This window comes from Amycolatopsis rifamycinica, from assembly GCF_000695625.1.
In the GTDB taxonomy this organism is placed as follows: domain Bacteria; phylum Actinomycetota; class Actinomycetes; order Mycobacteriales; family Pseudonocardiaceae; genus Amycolatopsis; species Amycolatopsis rifamycinica.
Map to the genome: position 1 here is coordinate 188,209 of NZ_JMQI01000062.1, position 19,515 is coordinate 207,723.

Annotated in this window: 15 protein-coding genes; 7 read left to right on the forward strand and 8 right to left on the reverse strand. The window is 73.6% G+C overall.

All coding sequences use genetic code 11. The annotated features are described in order from the left end of the window. Positions 1 to 226 precede the first annotated feature (226 nt). From DV20_RS29010 to DV20_RS29025, 4 genes are read left to right on the forward strand one after another with little or no spacing between them, the layout of a single operon-like run. Positions 227 to 1,504, forward strand: a complete 1,278-nt coding sequence (locus tag DV20_RS29010) for a SidA/IucD/PvdA family monooxygenase (protein ID WP_043785894.1) — start codon at positions 227 to 229, stop codon at positions 1,502 to 1,504. Further along, the gene (locus tag DV20_RS29015) at positions 1,504 to 3,408 is read left to right on the forward strand and encodes a class I tRNA ligase family protein (protein WP_235191000.1); all 1,905 of its coding nucleotides are present in this window, start codon (positions 1,504 to 1,506) and stop codon (positions 3,406 to 3,408) included. The genes DV20_RS29010 and DV20_RS29015 overlap by 1 nt, the downstream gene beginning before the upstream one ends. Continuing rightward, entirely contained in the window at positions 3,408 to 4,457 is a 1,050-nt protein-coding gene (locus tag DV20_RS29020) for an NAD(P)/FAD-dependent oxidoreductase (protein ID WP_043785897.1), read from the forward strand. Before DV20_RS29015 ends, DV20_RS29020 begins: the two co-directional genes overlap by 1 nt. After that, positions 4,457 to 5,761, forward strand: coding sequence for an FAD-dependent oxidoreductase (locus tag DV20_RS29025; protein WP_043785899.1), 1,305 nt, complete (start codon positions 4,457 to 4,459; stop codon positions 5,759 to 5,761). The genes DV20_RS29020 and DV20_RS29025 overlap by 1 nt, the downstream gene beginning before the upstream one ends. A gap of 67 nt (positions 5,762 to 5,828) precedes the next feature. On the opposite strand, the gene DV20_RS29030 is transcribed toward DV20_RS29025, so the two are convergent. From DV20_RS29030 to DV20_RS29060, 7 genes are all read right to left on the reverse strand, one after another. After that, a complete protein-coding gene (locus DV20_RS29030; RefSeq protein ID WP_043785902.1) occupies positions 5,829 to 7,082 on the reverse strand; it encodes an ATP-grasp domain-containing protein in 1,254 nt (417 codons plus the stop codon). Continuing rightward, a complete protein-coding gene (locus DV20_RS29035) occupies positions 7,075 to 8,340 on the reverse strand; it encodes an acyl-CoA dehydrogenase family protein (RefSeq protein ID WP_043785905.1) in 1,266 nt (421 codons plus the stop codon). The genes DV20_RS29030 and DV20_RS29035 overlap by 8 nt, the downstream gene beginning before the upstream one ends. Continuing rightward, positions 8,337 to 9,662 (reverse strand): ATP-grasp domain-containing protein, encoded by a 1,326-nt coding sequence (locus tag DV20_RS29040; protein WP_043785908.1) that lies wholly within the window; start codon positions 9,660 to 9,662, stop codon positions 8,337 to 8,339. Before DV20_RS29040 ends, DV20_RS29035 begins: the two co-directional genes overlap by 4 nt. Continuing rightward, on the reverse strand, positions 9,659 to 10,915 hold the full coding sequence (locus DV20_RS29045; protein ID WP_043785910.1) for an MFS transporter: 1,257 nt from the start codon (positions 10,913 to 10,915) through the stop codon (positions 9,659 to 9,661). Before DV20_RS29045 ends, DV20_RS29040 begins: the two co-directional genes overlap by 4 nt. A gap of 149 nt (positions 10,916 to 11,064) precedes the next feature. After that, positions 11,065 to 12,333 carry an ATP-binding protein gene (locus DV20_RS29050; RefSeq protein ID WP_051736172.1) on the reverse strand — a complete coding sequence of 423 codons (1,269 nt, stop codon included), beginning with the start codon at positions 12,331 to 12,333 and terminating at the stop codon, positions 11,065 to 11,067. 287 nt (positions 12,334 to 12,620) lie between these two features. Continuing rightward, the gene (locus DV20_RS29055) at positions 12,621 to 13,634 is read right to left on the reverse strand and encodes a HEAT repeat domain-containing protein (protein WP_043785912.1); all 1,014 of its coding nucleotides are present in this window, start codon (positions 13,632 to 13,634) and stop codon (positions 12,621 to 12,623) included. Continuing rightward, positions 13,628 to 14,329 (reverse strand): HEAT repeat domain-containing protein, encoded by a 702-nt coding sequence (locus DV20_RS29060; RefSeq protein WP_043785915.1) that lies wholly within the window; start codon positions 14,327 to 14,329, stop codon positions 13,628 to 13,630. The genes DV20_RS29055 and DV20_RS29060 overlap by 7 nt, the downstream gene beginning before the upstream one ends. A 145-nt stretch (positions 14,330 to 14,474) precedes the next feature. Between DV20_RS29060 and DV20_RS29065 the strand changes: the two genes are divergently transcribed. Next, positions 14,475 to 15,092, forward strand: coding sequence for a hypothetical protein (locus DV20_RS29065; RefSeq protein ID WP_043785916.1), 618 nt, complete (start codon positions 14,475 to 14,477; stop codon positions 15,090 to 15,092). 4 nt (positions 15,093 to 15,096) lie between these two features. Beyond that, positions 15,097 to 15,972, forward strand: a complete 876-nt coding sequence (locus DV20_RS29070) for a hypothetical protein (protein ID WP_235191001.1) — start codon at positions 15,097 to 15,099, stop codon at positions 15,970 to 15,972. Positions 15,973 to 15,996: 24 nt separating this feature from the next. Here DV20_RS29070 and DV20_RS29075 read toward each other — a convergent pair whose 3' ends face one another. Continuing rightward, positions 15,997 to 16,602, reverse strand: a complete 606-nt coding sequence (locus tag DV20_RS29075) for an RNA polymerase sigma factor (RefSeq protein WP_051736173.1) — start codon at positions 16,600 to 16,602, stop codon at positions 15,997 to 15,999. Positions 16,603 to 16,737: 135 nt separating this feature from the next. On the opposite strand from DV20_RS29075, the gene DV20_RS29080 reads away from it, so the two are divergent. Further along, positions 16,738 to 19,509, forward strand: coding sequence for an AfsR/SARP family transcriptional regulator (locus DV20_RS29080; RefSeq protein ID WP_043785920.1), 2,772 nt, complete (start codon positions 16,738 to 16,740; stop codon positions 19,507 to 19,509). The last annotated feature ends 6 nt before the right edge of the window (positions 19,510 to 19,515 follow it).

Consider the following 19,515-nt stretch of genomic DNA (forward strand, 5'->3'; position numbering starts at 1 on the left):
TGCCGATCCGTCCCGGTCGGCTCCCGGCGAAAGCGCGTGCACGCTTCCCTATCGGACACGAGAGTCTCATCGTTAGGGAGAATTGATCGCAATCAATTTCCTTGATCGCGATCAAAGATTCCCCGATGCCCGGGAAACCCTTCCCTACCACCGGGGAAAGTGCGCTCCTTACGATCGCTCCGGCGGCACGCGGCACGCCGACTATTCCAGAAATCGGAGTGTATCTGTGACCGAAGTACAGGTGGGTCTGCTCGCGATCGGAGCCGGACCGGCGAACCTCGCCCTCGCGGTGGCCATCGAGGAGTCCGGGCACCCGGAGCTGGCCCTGCAGACGCTGCTGCTGGAGCAGGGACCGGACATCAAGTGGCAACGGGACCTGCTGATGCCGTGGGCGCGCAGTCAGGTCTCCTTCCTCAAGGACCTGGTGACCCTGCGCAACCCGCGCAGCAGGTTCTCGTTCCTCAGCTTCCTCCACGACCAGCGGCGGCTCGACGAGTTCGTCAACCTGGGGACGTTCCACCCCTTCCGCTGGGAGTTCTCGGACTACCTGCAGTGGGTCGCGAAGTCGCTGGAGCAGGTCCGCATCCGGTACGACGCGAAGGTCCGGACCATCGAACCCGCGCGCGACACCGACGGGTCCATCACCGGCTGGATCGCCACCCTCGAGGGCGGCGACACCATCCGGTGCCGCGACCTGGTGGTCGGCGGCGGCCGGGACACGCACGTACCCGACGTCTTCGCCGGCCTGCCGGCCGACCGGCTCATCCACAGCGCCCAGTACCGCCGCCGGATCGCGCAGCTGCCCGCGGACGCACCCCTGCGCGCCGTCGTGGTGGGCGGGGCGCAGAGCGCGGCGGAGATGTTCATGGCCCTGCACGACAACCTGCCCAACAGCACCCGCACGATGATCGTGCGGTCGGTGGGCCCGCAGAACTACCAGACGAGCAAGTTCGTCAACGAGCTGTTCTTCCCGTCGTTCGTCGACCGGTTCTACGACAGCCCGCCCGAGGTCCGCCGGCAGGTGCTGGACGAGATGCGCCTGACCAACTACGCCGGGGCGGCCCCGCCGTTCCTCGATCACATGTACACCACGCTGTACCAGCAGCGCGGCATCGGGCAGCACCGGTCCGAGGTGCGCACGCTGACCGAGGTGGTGGGTGCCCGGGTCGACGGCGACGAGGTCGTGCTCGACCTGCGCGACCGCACCAGCGGCAAGGTGGAGCCGCTGCACTGCGACCTGGTGCTCCTGGGCACCGGCTTCGACACCCGGATGCCCGCGCTGGTCCGCGACCTGGCCGACCGCGTCGGCCTGGCGGAGATTTCGGTCAGCCGCTGCTACCGCGTCGACCTCGGCGAGTCCGCCTGGGGCGCGGTGTACCTGCAGGGGGTCAACGAGGCCACGCACGGCATCGCCGATTCGCTGATCAGCGTGCTGGCCCACCGCTCGCACGACATCGTCGACGACCTGCTCGCCCGCCGCGGCGGCGAGCGCGAGGCCGTCTGATGGACCGGCTCGTGGTGATCTCGCCCGCGCCCACGGCGAACGGTGACCTGCACCTGGGCCACCTCGCGGGTCCGTTCCTGGCCGCCGACGTCTGCACCCGCTACGCCCGCGCGACCGGCCGGGAAGCCTTGTACGGCACGGGCATGCACTTCACGCAGAACTACGTCGTCGCCGCGGCCGAGCGCCTCGGCGTGGCGCCGGAGGAGCTGCGGGAGCGTTCGGCCGAGCAGGTCCGCCGGACCTTCGCCGCGATGGGCGTCGGGATCGACGGGTTCGGCTGCCTCGGCGACCGGTTCACCGGCCTGGTCACCGGCTTCTACGAGCGCCTGCACGAACGGGGCCTGCTGGAGCTGCGGACGGTGACGTTCCCGTACCTGCCCAGCACGGGCGAGTACCTGATGGACGCCTACGTCACCGGCGGGTGCCCGTTCTGCCTCGCCGAGGGCTGCGCCGGGATCTGCGAGAGCTGCGGGCTGCCGATCGCCCCCGGCGACCTGATCGGCCCGCGCTCGGCCACGCGGCCGGACGAGCCGCTCGAACGCCGTGACGTGGACATCCTCGTCTTCCCGGTGGAGCGGTACCGCGCGGAGCTGGAGGCGTACTTCGCCCGGATGCCGATGCGCCCCGGCATGGCCCGGCTGATCGAGTCCGCGCTGGCGCGGCCGCTGCCGGACTTCCCGATCACCCAGCCGGCGTCCTGGGGCATCCCGGCGCCGTTCCCCGAAGTGGCGGGCCAGGTCTTCTACGCGCACATGGAGGGCATGCCGTGGAGCATGTTCACCACGGCGCTGGCCGCCGAGGAACGCGGCGCGGTGCTGACCGCCGACGACGAGCTCTGGCGCACCGGCGCCGGCACGACGGTGGTGTACTTCCTCGGCTTGGACGCGACCTACCCGTTCGCGATCGTGGGCACGGCACTGCTGACCGCGCTCGGGGAACACGTGCTGCCGTCGCAGTACCTCACCAACGAGTTCTACGAACTGGCCAGCGAGAAGTTCTCCACCAGCCGCGGCCACGTGGTGTCCGGCCGGGAGCTGGCCGCCGAGGTGCCGCGCGACCTCATCCGGTTCCACCTCTGCGCCACCAGCCCCGAGTACCAGCGCACCGACTTCACCCGCGAGGCCCTGCTCCGCGTGGGCGAAACCCGCCTGACCGGACCGTGGAACCGGGTGGCGGCGGCGGTCGACCGCTGGGTGGACCGCGGCCCGCTCCCGGTGTCGGCGAACGCCCGCCGGACGGCGCGGCGGATGGCCGAACGCTTCGCCGACAGCTACGAGCTCCCCCGCTTCAGCCTGACCGCGGCGGCCTCGACGCTGGCCGAGCAACTGGCCCGCCTGGACCGCCTGGCCGCAGGGGCGACAGCCGCAACAGCGGGCGACCTGTACCACCAGGTGGAGGTGTTCCTGCGCTGCGCGGCGCCGATCCTGATCGACCTGGCGGCGGCTGCGCTGCCTGACACGATGCTGCCGGAGCATGAGGACGCGGACTCGGTGACACCCAAGCGACTGCCGCGGCTCGCCGCGGTGGTCAGGACGGGAGGGGCACCCGAGCCGGCCGACGCACCCGGCGGCGGATCGGCCGGGGCGGCCGACGTGGCTGGTGCGGCCACTGGGAGCGGGGAAGCCGGGCTGCGCGGTGCCGATGGGTCGGCTGGGTCGGTCGGTGCGACCGGATCGCCTGCCGCGGCCGGGGCGGCAACTCCGGCTGGGGGTGTTGGCGCAACCGACTCGGTTGGCGCGAACGGGGCAGCTGGGTCGGTCAGCGCGGCTGGGGCGATCAGCCCAGCCAACATGACCCGCGCGGCGGGATCGCCGAGCGCAGCCATCCCGGCCGGGGCGACCACTGCAACCAGCGTGACCGAAGCGGCGGGCGCGACCGGGCCGGCCGGTCCGGCCACGCGCTGATGGCCACGGTCGCCGTCGTCGGGGGTGGGGTTACCGGGCTCGTGACCGCCATCGGTTCCGCGCAAGCCGGGCACCGGGTCCGCGTTCTCGAACGCGGGCCCCTCCCCAACCCCGGGTCGACCTCGGCTGATCAGCATCGGGTGGTGCGGGTGCTGCGTCCGGACGATGTCGATGGCACCGTGCGGATGGCCGAAGCGCGCCGGCGGTGGGCGGAACTGGAATCGCTGCTGCGGACCGAGTTCGTCCGGCCGGTCGGGGTGGTCAGCGCCGGCACGCCGGGTGAGCTCGAGCGGGCGTTCGGCACCGCGCGGCGGGCCGGGGTGCCCGCCTCCGCCGTTGCCCCCGGGGCGCTGCCCGCCGTGCTGTTCCCGGGTGGGACCAGCGGGATTTTCGACCCCGGTGGGGCGGTGCTGCTGGCCGATCGGTTCCTCCGCGCCGCCGTCGGCTGGCTCGCCGCGCACCCCTCGGTGACGCTGCGGCCGGGGTGCGCGGTCACCGGGATCGACGACCACCGGGTGGTCCTGGCCGACGGCGCCGCGGTCGACGCCGACGTCGTCCTGGTCGCGGGTGGGCCGTGGACCAGCGAACTGGCCGGGCCACCCGTCGTGCTGTACCGGCAGACCATGGTCTACCTGCGTCCGCCGCCGCACCTGGCCGGCTGGTGGGCGTCGGCTCCCGGGGTCGGCCGGATCGGGGGCGACGGCCGGGCGTGGCTGGTGCCGCCCGGTGGCGGGGCCCAGCTCAAGATCAGTTCGGACGCCGTGTGCCGTCCGGTTCCAACCACCACCGCGGAGCGCGACGGCGAAGCCTGGGCCGCCCGGCTGCTCGCCGAGCCGATCCTCGCCGGCGTCGAGGGTTACGCCGTGGTGGGCGTGAAGGACTGCCACTACGCGGCCGACGCCGTCACCGGTGGCCCGGTTCTCGCCCGGATCCGCCCGTCGGTGTGGGCCCGCCCGGCCTGTGGTGGCTCCGGGTTCGGCGCCGCCCCGCTCGTCGCCCGGGAATTCCTCGGCGCCGTCAGTCAAGTGGACGACAAGGAGTGTGCGTAGTGGAGTTCACGATCGTGGGTGCCGGCATGGCCGGCGCGTTCCTGGCGCTCTCGCTGGGCAGGCAGGGGCACGTCGTGACGGTGTACGACCGCCGGCCGGACCCCCGCGGGGCGACCGTCGCGGTGACGTCGATGAACCTGGGGCTCTCCCGGCGTGGCCTGGCGGCGCTGGACCGCCTGGGGCTGTCGGAGGAGGTGACGCGGCTCGTCGTGCCGATGCGCGGGCGGCTGCTGCACAACGTCGACGCGGGCCCGCGGTTCTCGCCCTACGGCGACGGCGGCATCCTCGCCATCCAGCGCCAGGACCTCAGCGCGCTGCTCGTGGACGCCGCCTGCCGGGAACCCGGGGTGCGGTTCGTGTTCGAGACGCGGTGCACCGGCTTGGACCGGGACCGGCCGTCGGCGACGTTCGAGGGCCCGGACGGGCGGTCGTTCGAGGTGCGGCCGGACGTCGTGGTGGGCGCGGACGGCGCGTTCTCGGCCGTCCGGCGGTTCATGCACCACGAGCTGCGCGCGGAGTTCTCGCAGAGCTACCTCGAGTGGGGCTGGCGCGAGCTGCACATCCCGGCGGCCGCCGACGGCAACCACCGCATGGCCGACGACGTCTTCCACCTCTGGCCGCGCGGCGACACCATGATGTTCGCCCACCCCAACCGCGACGGGTCCTTCACCTGCTCCTGCGTCCTGCCGTTCCACGGCCCCGACGGCTTCGACTCGCTGCGGACGCCGTCGGACGTGGAGGCCTTGTTCCGCCGGGAGTTCCCCGACGTCCTGGCGCTCGTCCCCGGCCTCGGCGAGGCGTTCCTGCGGCGGCCCACCTTCAACCTCGTCACCGTGAGCACCGCCCCCTGGACCTACGAGGGCAAGGTCGCGCTGATCGGCGACGCCTGCCACGCCGTCTACCCGTTCCTGGCCCAGGGCATGAACTCGGCGTTCGAGGACGCGCTCGAGCTGACCGACAGCCTCGCGCGCCACCCCACCGACCCGGCGGCGGCGCTGGCCCGGTACTACGCCCGCCGCAAGCCGAACACCGACGCGCTCGCCGCCATGTCCCACCGCAACTTCGCCGAGCTGCGCGACACCGTGCGGTCCCCGGCGGTCCGGCTGGAGCGGGCCTGCGACACGCTGCTGGAGAAGGTGCTGCGCCACCGCTGGATGCCGCTGCACGCCATGGTCACCAACACCACCATCCCCTACCTCCAGGCCCAGCACCGGGCGAGCCGCCAGCACCGCATCCTGAAGGTCCTCGGCGCGGCCGCCCTCTCGGCCGGTGCCGTCGCGGTGGGCCGCCGGCTTCGCCGCTGACCCCCCACGGAAAAGAGGCCTTCGCCGATATCCGGCGAAGGCCTCTTTTCGTTGCGCGGTAACACCTTTACTCGGGGCGGACCTCGATCCGCACCAGGCCCGCGGCCTTCTCGGCGCGCTGCAGGGCCTCGGCGGGGCTGTCCGCCTCGGCCATGACCAGGCCCGCGCGGTCCCAGGAGCTGCGCAGGCCGGCGAACCGGTGCCCGGGGCCGACCTGGAGGTCGACGAGGAACACCCCTTCCACCTGCCGGGCCTGCTCGAGGCCGAGCACGGCGTCGATCACGCCGGGCTCCATGGGGACGAAGCGGACGGCCGCACCGCCGGTCGGCCGCTGCGGCAGCTTGGGCGGGGTTTCGCCGCGCATCACGGCGAAGTACGCGCGCAGCAGCTCGATCGAGTAGGCGTGGTCGATGATCTCCATGATGCCGTCGCCGGCGATCCGGCCCGCGCACTCCACGAGGTACGGCACGCCGCCGGCGGCGACGATCCACTCGCAGTGCACGATCCCGTCGGCGAACCCGATCGCCGCGACGACCCGGCGGGTGACGTCCGCCAGCGTCTCGGTCAGGTCGCCGGGGATGTCGGCCGGCACGACGTGGGCCAGCTCCACCGGTCGCGGGCCGGGGTAGAGCTGCTTGCCCGTGACGTTGGCGAACAACTGCTCGCCGCCGCGCACGAGCATTTCGACGCTGTACTCGGGGCCGGGCACGAACCGCTCGGCCAGCATCCGCAGCTCCATCGGCCGGTCGGGGACGAAGATGCCTTCGTCCTGTTCGAGGCAGTTCGCCCAGGCCCGGTCGACCTCGGCCGGGCCGGTGACGATCTGGGTCCCGACGGCGGCCTGCCGGTTGGTGGGCTTGAGCACCACCGGGCCGGGGCAGGCGCGCATGAACGCCCGCACGTCCGCCGGGCCGCTCACGCCGGTGCTTTCCGGGTTGGCCAGCCCGGCGGCCGCGCTGACCCGGCGCAGCAGGGCTTTGTCCCGCAGGATCAGCGCGGCGCCCAGGCTCGCGCCCGGCAGGCCGTAGCGTTCGGCGAGCCGGGCGGCGAACGGGGTGGCGTATTCGATCAGCGGGATCACCGCGACCGGGTCGAGGTCCGGGTGGGCGGCGTGGAACTCGTCGGCGGCGCCGGGGCGGGCGTGCTCCCACTCGATCAGGTCCCGGACCAGGGCGGACCCGGCCAGTCTCGCGCGCAGGTCGCGTTTGCGGACCACGTCCGGCTCTTCGACGAGGACGACCGAGCCGTCGGGTTCGACGCCGGTGAGGGCCGTGATCACCGGCGTGACGAACCCGACGACGAGGACCGGACGCTCACGCATCGGTCTCGGATTCGGTCTTGGGCTTGTCGACGATGCCGAGCATGAACCGCATGGAGGGCTTGGCGCCGACCAGGTGCGCCCCGACCGTCTGGGTGACCCGGTCCCGCGCGGTCGGGTGCATGGCCATGGTGACCGCGTCCCGCAGCCACCGGTTCATCGGGTCGCCGGAGCGGATCGCCGCGGTGCCGAGCAGGTCGCACAGCCGCAGCACGACCCGCTTGGCCATCTGGAAGGCCTGCCAGCCGGTCAGTGCCGGCGCGACGCGCTCGTCGGGCGTGAGGTCGTCCAGGGTGCCGGTGCCGTCGGCGGTGACCTCCCACTGCCGCTCCAGGGCGCGGTAGACCCCCGCCCGGGTGGTGCTGTAGTCGGCCTCGCACTCGGCCAGGGTGATCTGGATGTGCTCGTTGTCCTTCCAGGCGACGCCGCTCATCCGCCACGGCGAACCCTTCAGCATGTCGACCCGCTCGACGGTGAGACCGCGGACGTAGTCCAGCGCCGCCCGCGCGACCCCGAGCGGGACGCCGCACATGCTGCGCTGGATGACGTCCGGTTGCACCAGCGGCCCGTTCGGGACCTTCGGGTTGTCGAACGTCAGGGTGTGGTTCTCCGGCACGAACACGTCGGTGATCGTGTAGTCGCAGCTGCCGGAACCGCACAGGCCGAGGGTGTACCAGTTGTCGAGGGAGCGGATCTGCTCGCCCGGCACCATGAACAGGCGTGACTCGTGCGGGTTGCTGCCGTCCGGGCTGGCGTAGGGCGCGCCGTTCTCGAACACCATGGCGCCGGAGGCCACCCAGTCGGCGTGGGTCGAGCCGCTGCCGAACCCCCACCGGCCGGTGAGCCGGTAGCCGCCGGGCACCCGTTCGGCGTGCCCGGTCACCGGGAGCACCCCGGCCGAGTGCATGTCGATGCTGGTGAACATCCGGCGGGCCTCGTCCTGGTCGAGGAAGTTGGCGTGCAGGCCGATGTCCGAGCCGAGCTTGGCGCACCAGCCCACGGACGCGTCGCCGTAGGACAGCGCCTCGATGACCTCCGTCTGCTCCATCGACGTCATTTCGGGGCCGCCCCAGGCCCGGCTGAACCCGATCCGGAAGACGCCGGCGTCGCGCAGCAGCTGGACCACGTCGTCGGGCAGGCTCCGGTTCGCTTCGATCTCCGCGGCCCGTTCGCGCAGGACCGGCGCGAGCGCTTTCGCGTTCTCCAGGATCTGCGCGCCGGTCAGCGGCACATCGGTGCGGGCGGGCTCGGTCATGGTCATGCGGAAACTCCCTCGTGTTCGTCGACGTCGAGCAGCCCGGCGGGCATTTCGAACGCGGTACCGGGTTCCGGTGGGCCGACCGGGACGGCGTCGACCCGCACCGCGGCGGCGGCCGTGTCCAGTCGCCGGGCGCAGGTTTCGGGGTCGCCGGCCTCGCACACCACGAAGGAGTGGCGGGCGAGGTAGCCGCCGGGTGGCAGCCGCAGGGTGGTGCCCGGGGCGGTCATCGGCGCGGCGAGGACCAGGCCGGGCACCTGCTCGCCCGACGCCGGGACGGTGATCTCGTGGACCAGGCAGTCGTGCTCCGGGTAGCCGAAGCGGATGCCGGCGACCGCGCGCCGGGTGGGGGTGATGGCCGGCCGGGTGCCGGTGGTGACGGCGAACAGGACTTCGCCGGGGTCGATGCCGGTGGCCGTCTTGCCGAGGAACGGGATCAGGTCGCCGCCGAGCCTGCCGTTGACCTCGATGATCAGCGGCCCGCGGTCGGTGAGCCGGACCTCGGTGTGGGTGATGCCGTCCTCCACGCCGAGCGCCCGGTGCGCCCGCACCAGGACGTCGAGCAGTTCGGCGTCGTGCAGCAGCGGGTCGGCGGCGTCGACGACGTGCCCGACCTCCTCGAAGTAGGGCTGGTCGCCGGTGTGCTTGCGGGCGACGAACATCGGGAGGTACTCGCCTTGGTGCACGGCGGCGTCGATGCTGATCTCCGGCCCGCGGACGAAACCCTCCACGATCGCGGCGCCGCCGTAGCGGCTCTGGTCGACCGTGGCCGCGCCCATCGCGACCGCGAACGCGGCGTCCAGCTCGGACTCGTCGCCGGCGAACACCACGCCGATGCTCGCGCCCATGGCCCGCGGCTTGAGCACGACCGGGTAGCCGATCCGCGCGGCCGCCGCGCGTGCCTGCTCGAGGCCGGTGGTCAGGGCGTACCCCGGCTGCAGCAGGCCTTCGGCGGTCAGCACGGTCCGCGTGCGGTTCTTGTCCCGGCACCCCCGGACCCCGGGCACGCTCAGGCCGGGCACGCCCAGTTCGGCGGCGAGCTCGCCGGCGGCGAGCACGACCGGTTCGTCCCAGCACATCAGGCCGACGACGCGGTGCCGGGCGGCGACCTCGCGGGCGGCGGCGAGCATCTCGCCGGCGTCGAACACGTCGACGTGGACGATCTCGTCGAAGTAGCCGCGCTGCCAGGTGGGCTTGAGGTTGTTCAGCAGCACCAGCCCGAGGCCGGCCCGGCGGGCGCACCGGTGGATCGACGCGACCAGGTATTCACGGTAGGTTCGCAGCCCGCTGCCGATGACCAGCAGCACACCCTGGGGTTCGGTCATGATCGCTCTCCCACGGCTTCCGGTTCGGGAACGGGGGCCGGCGCCGGGGGTGTCCGGAGGCCGTAGATGTGCATCGAGCCGGCGGTGACGGACAGCAGCGCGCAGCAGCCCCAGAACACCGGGCCGCCGAAGCGGCTCCAGACGAGCACCCCGAGCACCGGGCCGAGCGTGGCGGCCAGGCCGGACAGGGTTTCCTTCGTCGCGATGTAGCGGCTCCTCAGCGTGACCGGGAAGGTCGCGGGGTGCGCGGCCGTGCTCGGTCCGTGGATCATCAGCCCGGACACCGCGAAGAGCGCGCCGGCGAGCACGAAGAACGGGTGCTGCGCGATCAGCCCGTAGCAGATGAACCCCAGCCCGCTGACCAGGTTGCCGGCCAGCCCGGCGAGGTACTTCGGGATGCGGACGATGTAGGTGGTGATCTTCAGTTCGCAGGTGATCAGCACGGCCGAGGAGATCACCAGTACCGTGCTGTACAGCCCGACGGGGTAGCCGGCGGAGACGATGTTCAGCGGCAGCACCGCGAGTGACCCGGCGTAGACCATCATGCCGAACACCCCGGCCACCAGGTAGCAGAGGAACCGGGTATCCCGCAGCATCGTCCCGTACACCGCGCGTGCGCCCGTGGCCGTCCCGGAGCCGCCGGGCCCGGTCCGGTGCCCGGCCGCGGATCGCCTCGGGAGCAACGCGAAGGCCAGCAGCGCCCACAGTGCCGCGGTGGCGCCGTCCAGCCAGAACAGCAGGTCCCAGTTCACCAGGATGAGCAGGGCCGCGAGCAGCGGTGCCACCGCGGCGCCGATGTTGAGCGCGATGCGCATCATCGAGAAGCCCATGACCTTGTGCTCTTCCGGCATGGACTCGGCGAGCAGCACCGCCGCCGCCGGCCGGTAGGCCTGCACGGCCAGCCCGGAGAGCGCGACCACCGCGAGCAGCGCCGCGGGGACGCCCCGGACCAGCGGGATCGACGCGACGAGCGGCGCGGCGCAGGTCATCGCCGCCACGATCGTCGTCCGGCCGCCGAACCGGTGGGTCAGCTCGCCGCCCAGCATGGCGCCGAAGATCGCGCCCACGCTGTAGGCGGCGAGGCAGATCCCGGCGAAGCCGGCCGAGCTGCCCCGGAACGTCAGGTAGAGCACCAGGAACGTCTGGACGAACGCGCCCAGCTGGTTGACCAGCATGCCGCCCAGCAGGTACCTGACCGGGGCGGGGGTCGCCCGCAGCACCGCGAAGACGCCGGTCCGCGCACCGCCCGTCACGCCGTCTCCTCCTTGGTCGGTCGCACCGTCACCTCCGTGGTCGCGAGCTCGCCACGGCCGGCGGCGCACCGCTGTCCACAACGGACAGTGAGCGCGGCCGGCCCGATGCGCCAAGGCTAGGTTCGGCCGGTTCCCGGGGGGTAGGGGAACTATTCCCGGCGATCCGGGAATCTCACCAGCTCCGCGGCGAACACCCCGACCAGCGTGGGGATCGCGTAGCGGCCAGCGACGTCGGCGCGCCGGAGCAACCCGGCATCCACAATGGACTCCAGGAGTTCTTCCGCGGTCTCGGTGGCGACACCCATCGCCGCGGCGACGGCGGCCGGCGTCGTCCGGCTCCCGCCCTCCGCTCCCAGGTGGCGGACGGCCGCGCGGCCCGCCGCGGACAGGCCTTCGTAGGCGGCGGTGAACCGGTCGCGGACGTTGACGTCGCCGACGCTGAGGCTGTCCACCAGCCGATCGCGGCCGGCGAGCCGGCCGGCGGTGGCGGCGATCGTCCATTCCGGCCGCGCGGCGATCCTGCGCCCGACGATGCTGACGGCCAGCGGGAGATCGCCGCACAGCCCGGCGATCGCGGCCGCGGCGGCGTGCTCGGCGCGGATCCGGTGCCCGCCGGCGATCCGCGCGAGCAACGCCACCGATTCCGCGCGGGTGAAGGTGTCCAGCTCGACCCGGTGCGCGTCCTCCAGTGCCGGCAACCGGGCGCGGCTGGTCACCACCACCTGGCTGTGCGCGGTGCGGCCGAGCAGCGGGCGCACCTGCGCCTCGGAGGTGGCGCCGGTCAGCAGGACGAACAGCCGGTGCTCGGCCAGCAGCGACCGGTACAAGTCGATCCGGTGCGCCGGGTCGTCGGGCGCGAGGTGGGCCGGCACGCCCAGTGCCCGCAGGAATCCCCGCACGATGCCGTCGGTCGAGCGGCCGTCCGGCCCGCGGTCGCTCAGGTCCGCGTGCAGCTGCCCGTCCGGGAACCGCGCGGCGGCCTCTTCGGCCAGCCGCACCGCGAAGGCGGTTTTGCCGGTCCCGATCGGACCGGTGACGAGCACCGGCGCTCTCGACGGCCGGACCACCGCGACGGCCTCCGCCAGTTCGGTTTCCCGGCCGACGAAGGTGCTCGTGCCGAGGGGCAGCTGAGCCGGCCGCCGGGCTTGGGCGCGGGATTCCTGGGCGACGCTGCGCCAGCGCCGTTCCCACGCCCCGCGGTCACCCCCGCACGCGGACACGAAGGCCAGTGTCACGGCCAGGGTCGGCAGCCGCCGTCCGCTGGCCGCGCTGGACAGCACGGACGGCGCGAAGTGCGCGGCCCGGGCGAGCTCCCGGTAGCTGGCGTTCCCGGCCCGGTTCCGCAGCACCCGGAGCTCGTGGGCGAACGCGGCGATCGGCCCGGCGGTGGGGTCCAGCGGGCGTTCGGGCCGACCCATGCCATCTCCCTCTGCCTGAGCTCATTGCTAAAGGGGCAACGAGCATTACCACAGATACAAAGGGAAATCGGGCCGCCGCGGGTGGCCCGATCGGCGTAACCCCGGTGGCCGGAAACGGCGCCTTTTCCGGCCACCGCACTCCTCCCGGGGCCGGCTGAACCCGACCTTTGGGGCCGCGTCGTCCGGCGGCCGCGGGGCGGTTCGCCGTCCGCCTTTGCCGGGTTCGAAGTCCGGCCCGGACTTCGAGAAGGTCCTCGGCGTTCCGGGGCCGGCGGATGAGGTCGGGCTCAGCTCTCGGGCCGCGCTTCGAGCGCTTGCGCGAGGGCTGACGCGACGAGGGCGACAGCCGGGTCCTCGTCGCGGCCCAGCCGCCGCAGGACGTCTCGTGCGGCGTCTCCCGGCAGTTCCGCCAGGGCCTGGGCCAGCCGGATGCGCACCGCCGGGTCGGCGGGGTGGGCGGCGAGCTCGCCGGCCAGGACGCCGATGATCCGGTCCGCGTGCTCGTCGGCCGACGACAGCGTGCCCAGCATCTCGGCCGCTTCGACGTCGTTCGTGCCTTCGACCACCATGGCGGCGAGGACCGGCACGGCGTCGGCGTTGCCGCGCCGGCCCGCGGCCAGCGCCGCCAGCCGGCGCACGACCGGGTCCGGGTCGTCGAGCGCCTCCGCGAGCAACGCGCCGGCCTCGGGACCGGGCAGCTCGGCGATCGCCCGCAGCGCGCGCTGCCGGACTTCGGCGTCGCCGGACCGCAGGCCGGGTGCCATGCTCGCGACCCCGTCGCCGCCCGCACGGGCGAGAGCCCACCGCAGGGCGCCGGCGACGTTCGGGTCGGATTCGGCGAGGATGGCCTTGGCCAGCGGGTCGACGGGAACGGCCGGCTCCTCGGTCCGCGCCAGGACGGCCTGCTGCCGGCGCGCGGCGTCGGGCGAGCCGAGACCGCGCAGGAGCTCGACGACGCGCAGGACGTCCTCCCAGCCGGACGGCGCCGCGGCGTCGATCGTCCGGAGGCGCTCGAGCAGTTCCTGCTCCCGCTGCAGCCGGTCTTCGGTCCGCCGGACGAGGTCGCCGACCAGCGTCGCCGGGGTGAAGGCCGGATCCTCCAGCGCGCGGCCGATCTGGCGCAGCGACATGCCGAGCGACCGCAGGCCTTCGACGTGGAAGATCCGGCGGATGTCCGCCGCGGAGTACTCGCGGTAGCCGCCGACGGTGCGGCCGGTCGGCCGCACCAGCCCGAGCGACTCGTAGTGCCGGAGCATCCGGGTGCTGACCCCGCAGCGGCGGGCCACCTCGCCGATCAGCACGCGGCTCCCCCGGTCCGCTCCGGGCCGAGCGCGACGATCCGGTGCGCCTCGTCGACGGCCAGGTCGAAGCCGGCGTCCGGGTCGCGCAGGAGCCGCTCGGTGGCGCGGGCGTGCGCCCGCACCGCCGGGTCGGCGCTCGCCAGCGCCGCCCGAAGGACCGGCTCGGCCACCTCTCCGAGCGCGACGAGCGCGCGGCTGAGGCTCAGCCGCACGTCCCGGCCACCGCGACCGAGCTCCCCGGCCAGTTCGGCGGCCAGCACCGCCCGCTCCCCGGCGGGCACCAGGACGACGGCGGCGCGCCAGGCGCTCCGGGCGACCTCGTCGTCGGCGTCGTGCAGCAGCGATCCGGTGATCCCGGACCAGGTGGCGCGGTCCCCGATCTTGGACAGCGTGTGCAGCGCCTGGCTGCGGGCCTGCGCCCGCCCGGAGCGGAGCTCGGCGAGCAACCGGGGCACCGTGGTCTCCGTCGGCAGGCGGGTCAACGCCCAGGTGAGCATGTCCCGCACGAAGAAGTCGGGCTCGATCCCGCTCCGGGTGACCAGCGCGTCGGCGAGCGCCGGGTCGGCGCGCGTGCCCGCCGCCAGTGCGGCCTGCAGGCGCGTGGACGAGTTCCCGGCGGCCAACGCGGCGAGCAGGCGGTCGTGGTTCTGGGCGTCCGTGTGTGTCGGGCTGTTGATGACGATCACCTCCTGCACGCAGTGAAGACCTTGTCACGGTGTCAAGGTCAAGCGTGGGAGGTCCGAGCCGGGCGGGGCGAAGCGATCCGGGCGGCCGAGATCGGGCTGAGGCCGGTGTATCACGGCGCTCCCCGGCTGCTCCGCACGCCGAGGAGGAATCACGATGAACCTGTTCCGTCCGCGCCGGGTGATCGCGGTGCTGGCCCTCGGCGTGGCCGGCTGCGCGACCCCGGCCGTCCCCGACGCGCCGAGCGGCACCGGCCCGACCACCGCCACCACGACCGAAACCACGCCGACGGCCCCCGGCGCCGAGCCGAGCGGCCCGGAGCGTCCCCGGACCGGCGACCACGAGGTCGCGATCTCGATCCCCGAGCTGCCGATCGGCGGGAACGCCGACCCCGCGGGCACCGGAAAGCTGTGTGCGACCGCGAGCTGGCTGCAGCCGGACGCGCTGCCGGACGGCGGCGTCACGGTCACCCGGATCTGGGCCGACCCGCCGGACGGCTTCCGCGTGGGCGGCAGCTGCGGCGGGCTCCGCGGGTGTGCCTCGTACCGCTTCCGCCCGGGTGGCGGCCGATGCTCGGTCGCCGTCACCGGACCCGGGACCGCCGAGGGCGCGCAGCTGAAGTTCGCCGGCCGCTTCAGCTGCACCCCCGGGCGGGAGAGCTCGTGCCATGAACTGACCCGGCGGGTGAACCCGGGATCGATCGGGCTGTCCCGGCCGGAGACGACCACCGAGCCGGAACCGACCGCGACGCCGGCCGCGACGCCGACCGGGTGAGGTGGTGGAAGAACCCGGCCGGCTGGAACGCCTCGTCGAGGCCGGCAAGGCCGTCATCCCGCCGCTGACGCTGCTCAGCGCGCTGCTGTTCTACTTCGGCTACGTCTCGGCGCGCTCGCAGTACGAGTACTTCGGCGTCGACGTCGACACGATCGGGCTGGGCACGCAGGACTACATCATGCGCAGCCCGCAGCCCCTGCTGACGCCGTTGCTGGTGTTCGCCGCGGCCGCCGCCGGCTCGATCGCGGTGCACGCGGCGATCCGGCGGCGGATCCACCCCGGCGCCTCCGCCCGGACGGTCGCCCGGATGCGCCGGATGGGCCGCGCCGGGCAGGTGGCCGGGCCCGCCGTCCTGGCCGGCGGTCTCCTGCTGTTGTCCGGCTATCCGTTGCTGCGCGACTGGCGGCTGTACGGGCTGGTGACCCCGCTACTGATCGCGCTGGGCGGCACGCTGTACGGCTCCGGGGCGGCCATCGGCCGGCTCCTGCGGCCCCCGCCGGCGCCGTCCGGCCGGGCCTCGACCACGCTCGTGTACCTCGTCGTCGCCGTGAGCGCGTTCTGGATGACCGCCACCGTCGCGCAGTGGTCCGGCCGGGGACTCGCGATGGACCGGGCGAACCGCCTCGGCCGGCTACCCAGCGTCATCCTCAACACCCGGGAAAGCCTGTTCCTGCGCAGCCCCGGCGTCCTGGAAACGAAACTGCCCGCCTCCGAAGGCCAGACGTTCCACTACCGGTACCGGAACCTGCGCCTGCTGATCCACGGCAAGGACCGGATGTTCCTGGTCCCCGACAGGTGGTCGGCCAGCAACGCGACGATCATCGTGCCGCTCGACGGCTCGGTGCGCGTCCAGTTCCAGTTCCAGAACCAGCCACCGTGACGCGGACCCGCGATCCGGCGGGTATCAAGCGGTGGCCCGCCCGCTCCGGGAAGTGTGCCCGGGAAAATCGTGCCGCTCCGCGGCCAGCAGCGCCGCGATCGCCGGCGTGCTGCGCACCTTCGCCAGGCACCGGGCCCGCGACGGGCCGATCGAGCCGATCGGGATCCCCAGCGTCGCACTGATCTCCCGGTAGGACATCGGCGGGTCGCCGAACAACAGCGACAGCAGCCGCCGGTCCTGCCGGGACAGCTGGGCGCAGGCCTGGCGGGCGGCGACCAGGCGTTCGGCGCCGATCAACGTGGCGTCGGACGCGGGGCCGGCCGGATCGGCGAACATCGCGCTCTCGGTGGGGATCTGCCGGGTGCGGTGGCGCAGCAGCCGCAGGCATTCGTGCCGGGTGGTGGTGCGCAGCCAGCCGGGCAGCGCGTCCGGTTCGCGCAGCCGCGCCAGGTTCGCCACCAGCTGCAGCCACACCGTGGCGCCGATGTCCTGGGCGTCCGCGTCGCCGATCCGGTGCTGCCGGCACACCGCGTGGATCAGCGAAGAATAGCGGTCGACCAGGTCCCGCCAAGCCCATTCCGCACCTCGGGCCGCATTTTCCAGCAATCGCGCCGGCGACTCGTCCCGCATGGTCCCTCCTCGTACTCGGCTGTTCCCGGGTTCACGATTTCGCCACGCCCTGTTCGCCGACCTTGCAGAGACCTTGCGGTGCGGGCAGCATCGACGTGGCCGGTCCGGACGTGTCGAGCACGGGGAGTCCGCCGCATGGAGTTTCTGCTGTTCGGGGCGGTGCAGCTGCGCGTCGCGGGACAGCCGCTGGACGTCGGGACCCCACGACGGCAGGCCGTTCTCGCGGCATTGGCGGTCGATGCCGGCCGGCCGGTTCCGATCGAGACGCTCATCGACCGGGTGTGGGGTGAAAACCCGCCGGAGGAAGCGCGCAATGTGCTTTATTCCCACCTGAGCCGAATACGCCGACTCCTCGATCGGGTGACAGAACTGACCGGTATCCCGGCCGCGGTCACCCGGAAAACCGCGGGTTACGTGCTGGAAATCGACCCGGACGTGGTCGACCTGCACCGGTTCGCCCACCTGGTCGAACAGGGCAACGACCACCGCGCCACCGACGCCGACCGGGCCGCGGCCCTGTCCGAGGCGCTGCGCGGCTGGCGGGGTGCGCCGCTGGCCGGCCTCCACGGCGACTGGGCCGAGCGGGTCCGCACGACCTGGCACCGCCGCCGGCTCGACGCGGCCGTGTCCTGGGGCGAGCTGGAACTGCGGCTCGGCCGTCCCGGCGCGGTCATCGGCGCGCTGCCCGAGCTGGCGGCGGAGTACCCGCTCTCCGAACCGCTCGAAGCGTTGCTCATGCGCGCGCTGCACGCCGCGGGACGCGACGCGGAAGCCGTCGAACGCTACGCCGCCGTCCGGACCCGGCTCGCCGAAGCACTCGGCACCGATCCCGGCGCCGAACTGCGGGCGCTGCACGGCGAAATCCTGCGGGGCGAGCTGCCGCCCGGCCCGCGCGCCGCGCCGGCTGCCGTCCCGGCGCAGCTGCCACCGGACACGCCGGGTTTCGCGGGCCGGGACCGGGCTTTGCGCCGCCTCGGCGAGATCGCGGGCGAGCGGTCCTCCGCCCCGCGGATCGTCGTGCTGTCCGGCACCGCCGGGGTCGGCAAGACCGCACTGGCGCTGCACTGGGCCCACCGGGCGGCCGGCGAGTTCCCCGACGGCCAGCTGTACGTGAACCTGCGCGGCTTCGACCCGGCCGGGTCACCGGTGGCCCCGGCCGACGCGGTGCGCGGGTTCCTCGAAGCCCTGGACGTCCCGGACGACCGGATCCCCCGCACCCTGGACGCGCAGGCCGGCCTGTACCGGACGCTCCTGGCGAACCGGCACGTGCTGGTGGTGCTGGACAACGCTCGCGACGCCGGGCAGGTGCGCCCGCTGCTGCCGGGCGCGCCGGGCTGCGTGGTGCTGGTGACCAGCCGCGACCAGCTCACCGGCCTGGTCACGGAAGGCGCGCACCCGCTCGCCGTCGACCTCCTGGACACCGCGGAGGCCCGCGCGGTGCTGCGCCGGCGGATCGGCGCGGACCGCGTCGCGGCCGAACCCGCCGCGGCGGACGAGATCATCGCCCTGTGCGCCCACCTGCCCCTGGCGCTGGCCGTGGTGGCGGCCCGCGCGGCGATCCACCCGGCGTTCGGGCTGTCCGTGCTGGCCGGCCAGCTGCGGGACGCCCGCGGCCTCGACGAGTTCGCCGCCGCCGACCCGGCGACCGACCCCCGTGCCGTGTTCTCCTGGTCGTACCTGCGGCTGGATCCCGCGGCGGCCCGGCTGTTCCGGCTCTTCGGCCTGCACCCCGGGCCGGACATCGGCACCCCCGCGGCGGCGAGCCTGGCCGGCCTGCCCCGGGGACGGACCCGGGTGCTGCTGGCCGAGCTGGCGAACGCGCACCTGATCGCCGAGCCCGCCCCCGGCCGCTACACGCTGCACGACCTGCTGCGCGCCTACGCCGCGGAGCTGGCGCACGAGGAGCAGTCCCCGGCCGAGCGGAACGCCGCCGTCCACCGGGCGCTCGGCCACTACGCCCACACCGCGTACCTCGCCGACGGATTCCTCGACCCGCGCCTGGAAGTGCCACCCGAGCTGACGCCGCTGCCGGAGGGAGCCGAGCCGGACCGGATCACCGACCACCGGCGGGCGCTGGCGTGGTTCGAGGCCGAGCACCGGGTGCTGCTGCAGGCCGTCCAGGCGGAGGTGGAGTTCGACGCGCGGGTCTGGGAGCTCGCCTGGTCGATGCAGCGGTTCCTGACGATGCGCGGCTACTGGAACGACGAGCGCGACGTTCTCACCGCGGCGTTGTCGGCGGCGCGCCGCCTCGGCGACGAGCGCAAGCAGGCGTTCGCGCACCTGCACCTGGGCGGCACGCACGGCCGGTTCGGCAGGCACACCGAAGCCGCCGACGATCTCCGGGCCGCGCTCGCCCTGTACGCGGCGAGCGACGACGTGGTCGGGCAGGCCTACACGCACCGCCAAACCGCCTGGCTGCTCGACCGGCAGGGCGCCGCCACCGAGGCGCTCGCGCACGCCGAGCAGGCGCTGGCGTTGTTCCGCGCGGCCGAGCACCGGGCGGGCGAGGCGACGGCGCTCAACGCCGTCGGCTGGTTCCACACCCTGCTCGGCCGGCACACCTCGGCCATCGAGTACTGCCGGCAGGCCCTCGAACTGCAGACATTGCTCGGTGACCAGACGGGCGCGACCCAAAGCTGGCACAGCATCGGCTACGCCCACCAGCAGCTCGGCGACCACGCCCAGGCGATCGCCTGCTTCGAGAAAGCACTGGAACTGGTGCGCGGCAAAGGAAGCCTGACGACCGAAGCCCGGTTGCTCAACGAACTGGCGAACCTCCACCGCGACCTGGGCGACCTGGCGGCCGCTCGGGCCGGGTGGTGCCAGGCCCACGACATCCTCGTGCACCTCGCCCACCCGGACGCGGACGAAGTGCTGAAGAGGCTGGCCGAAGTACACAGTGGATAGCCGGAA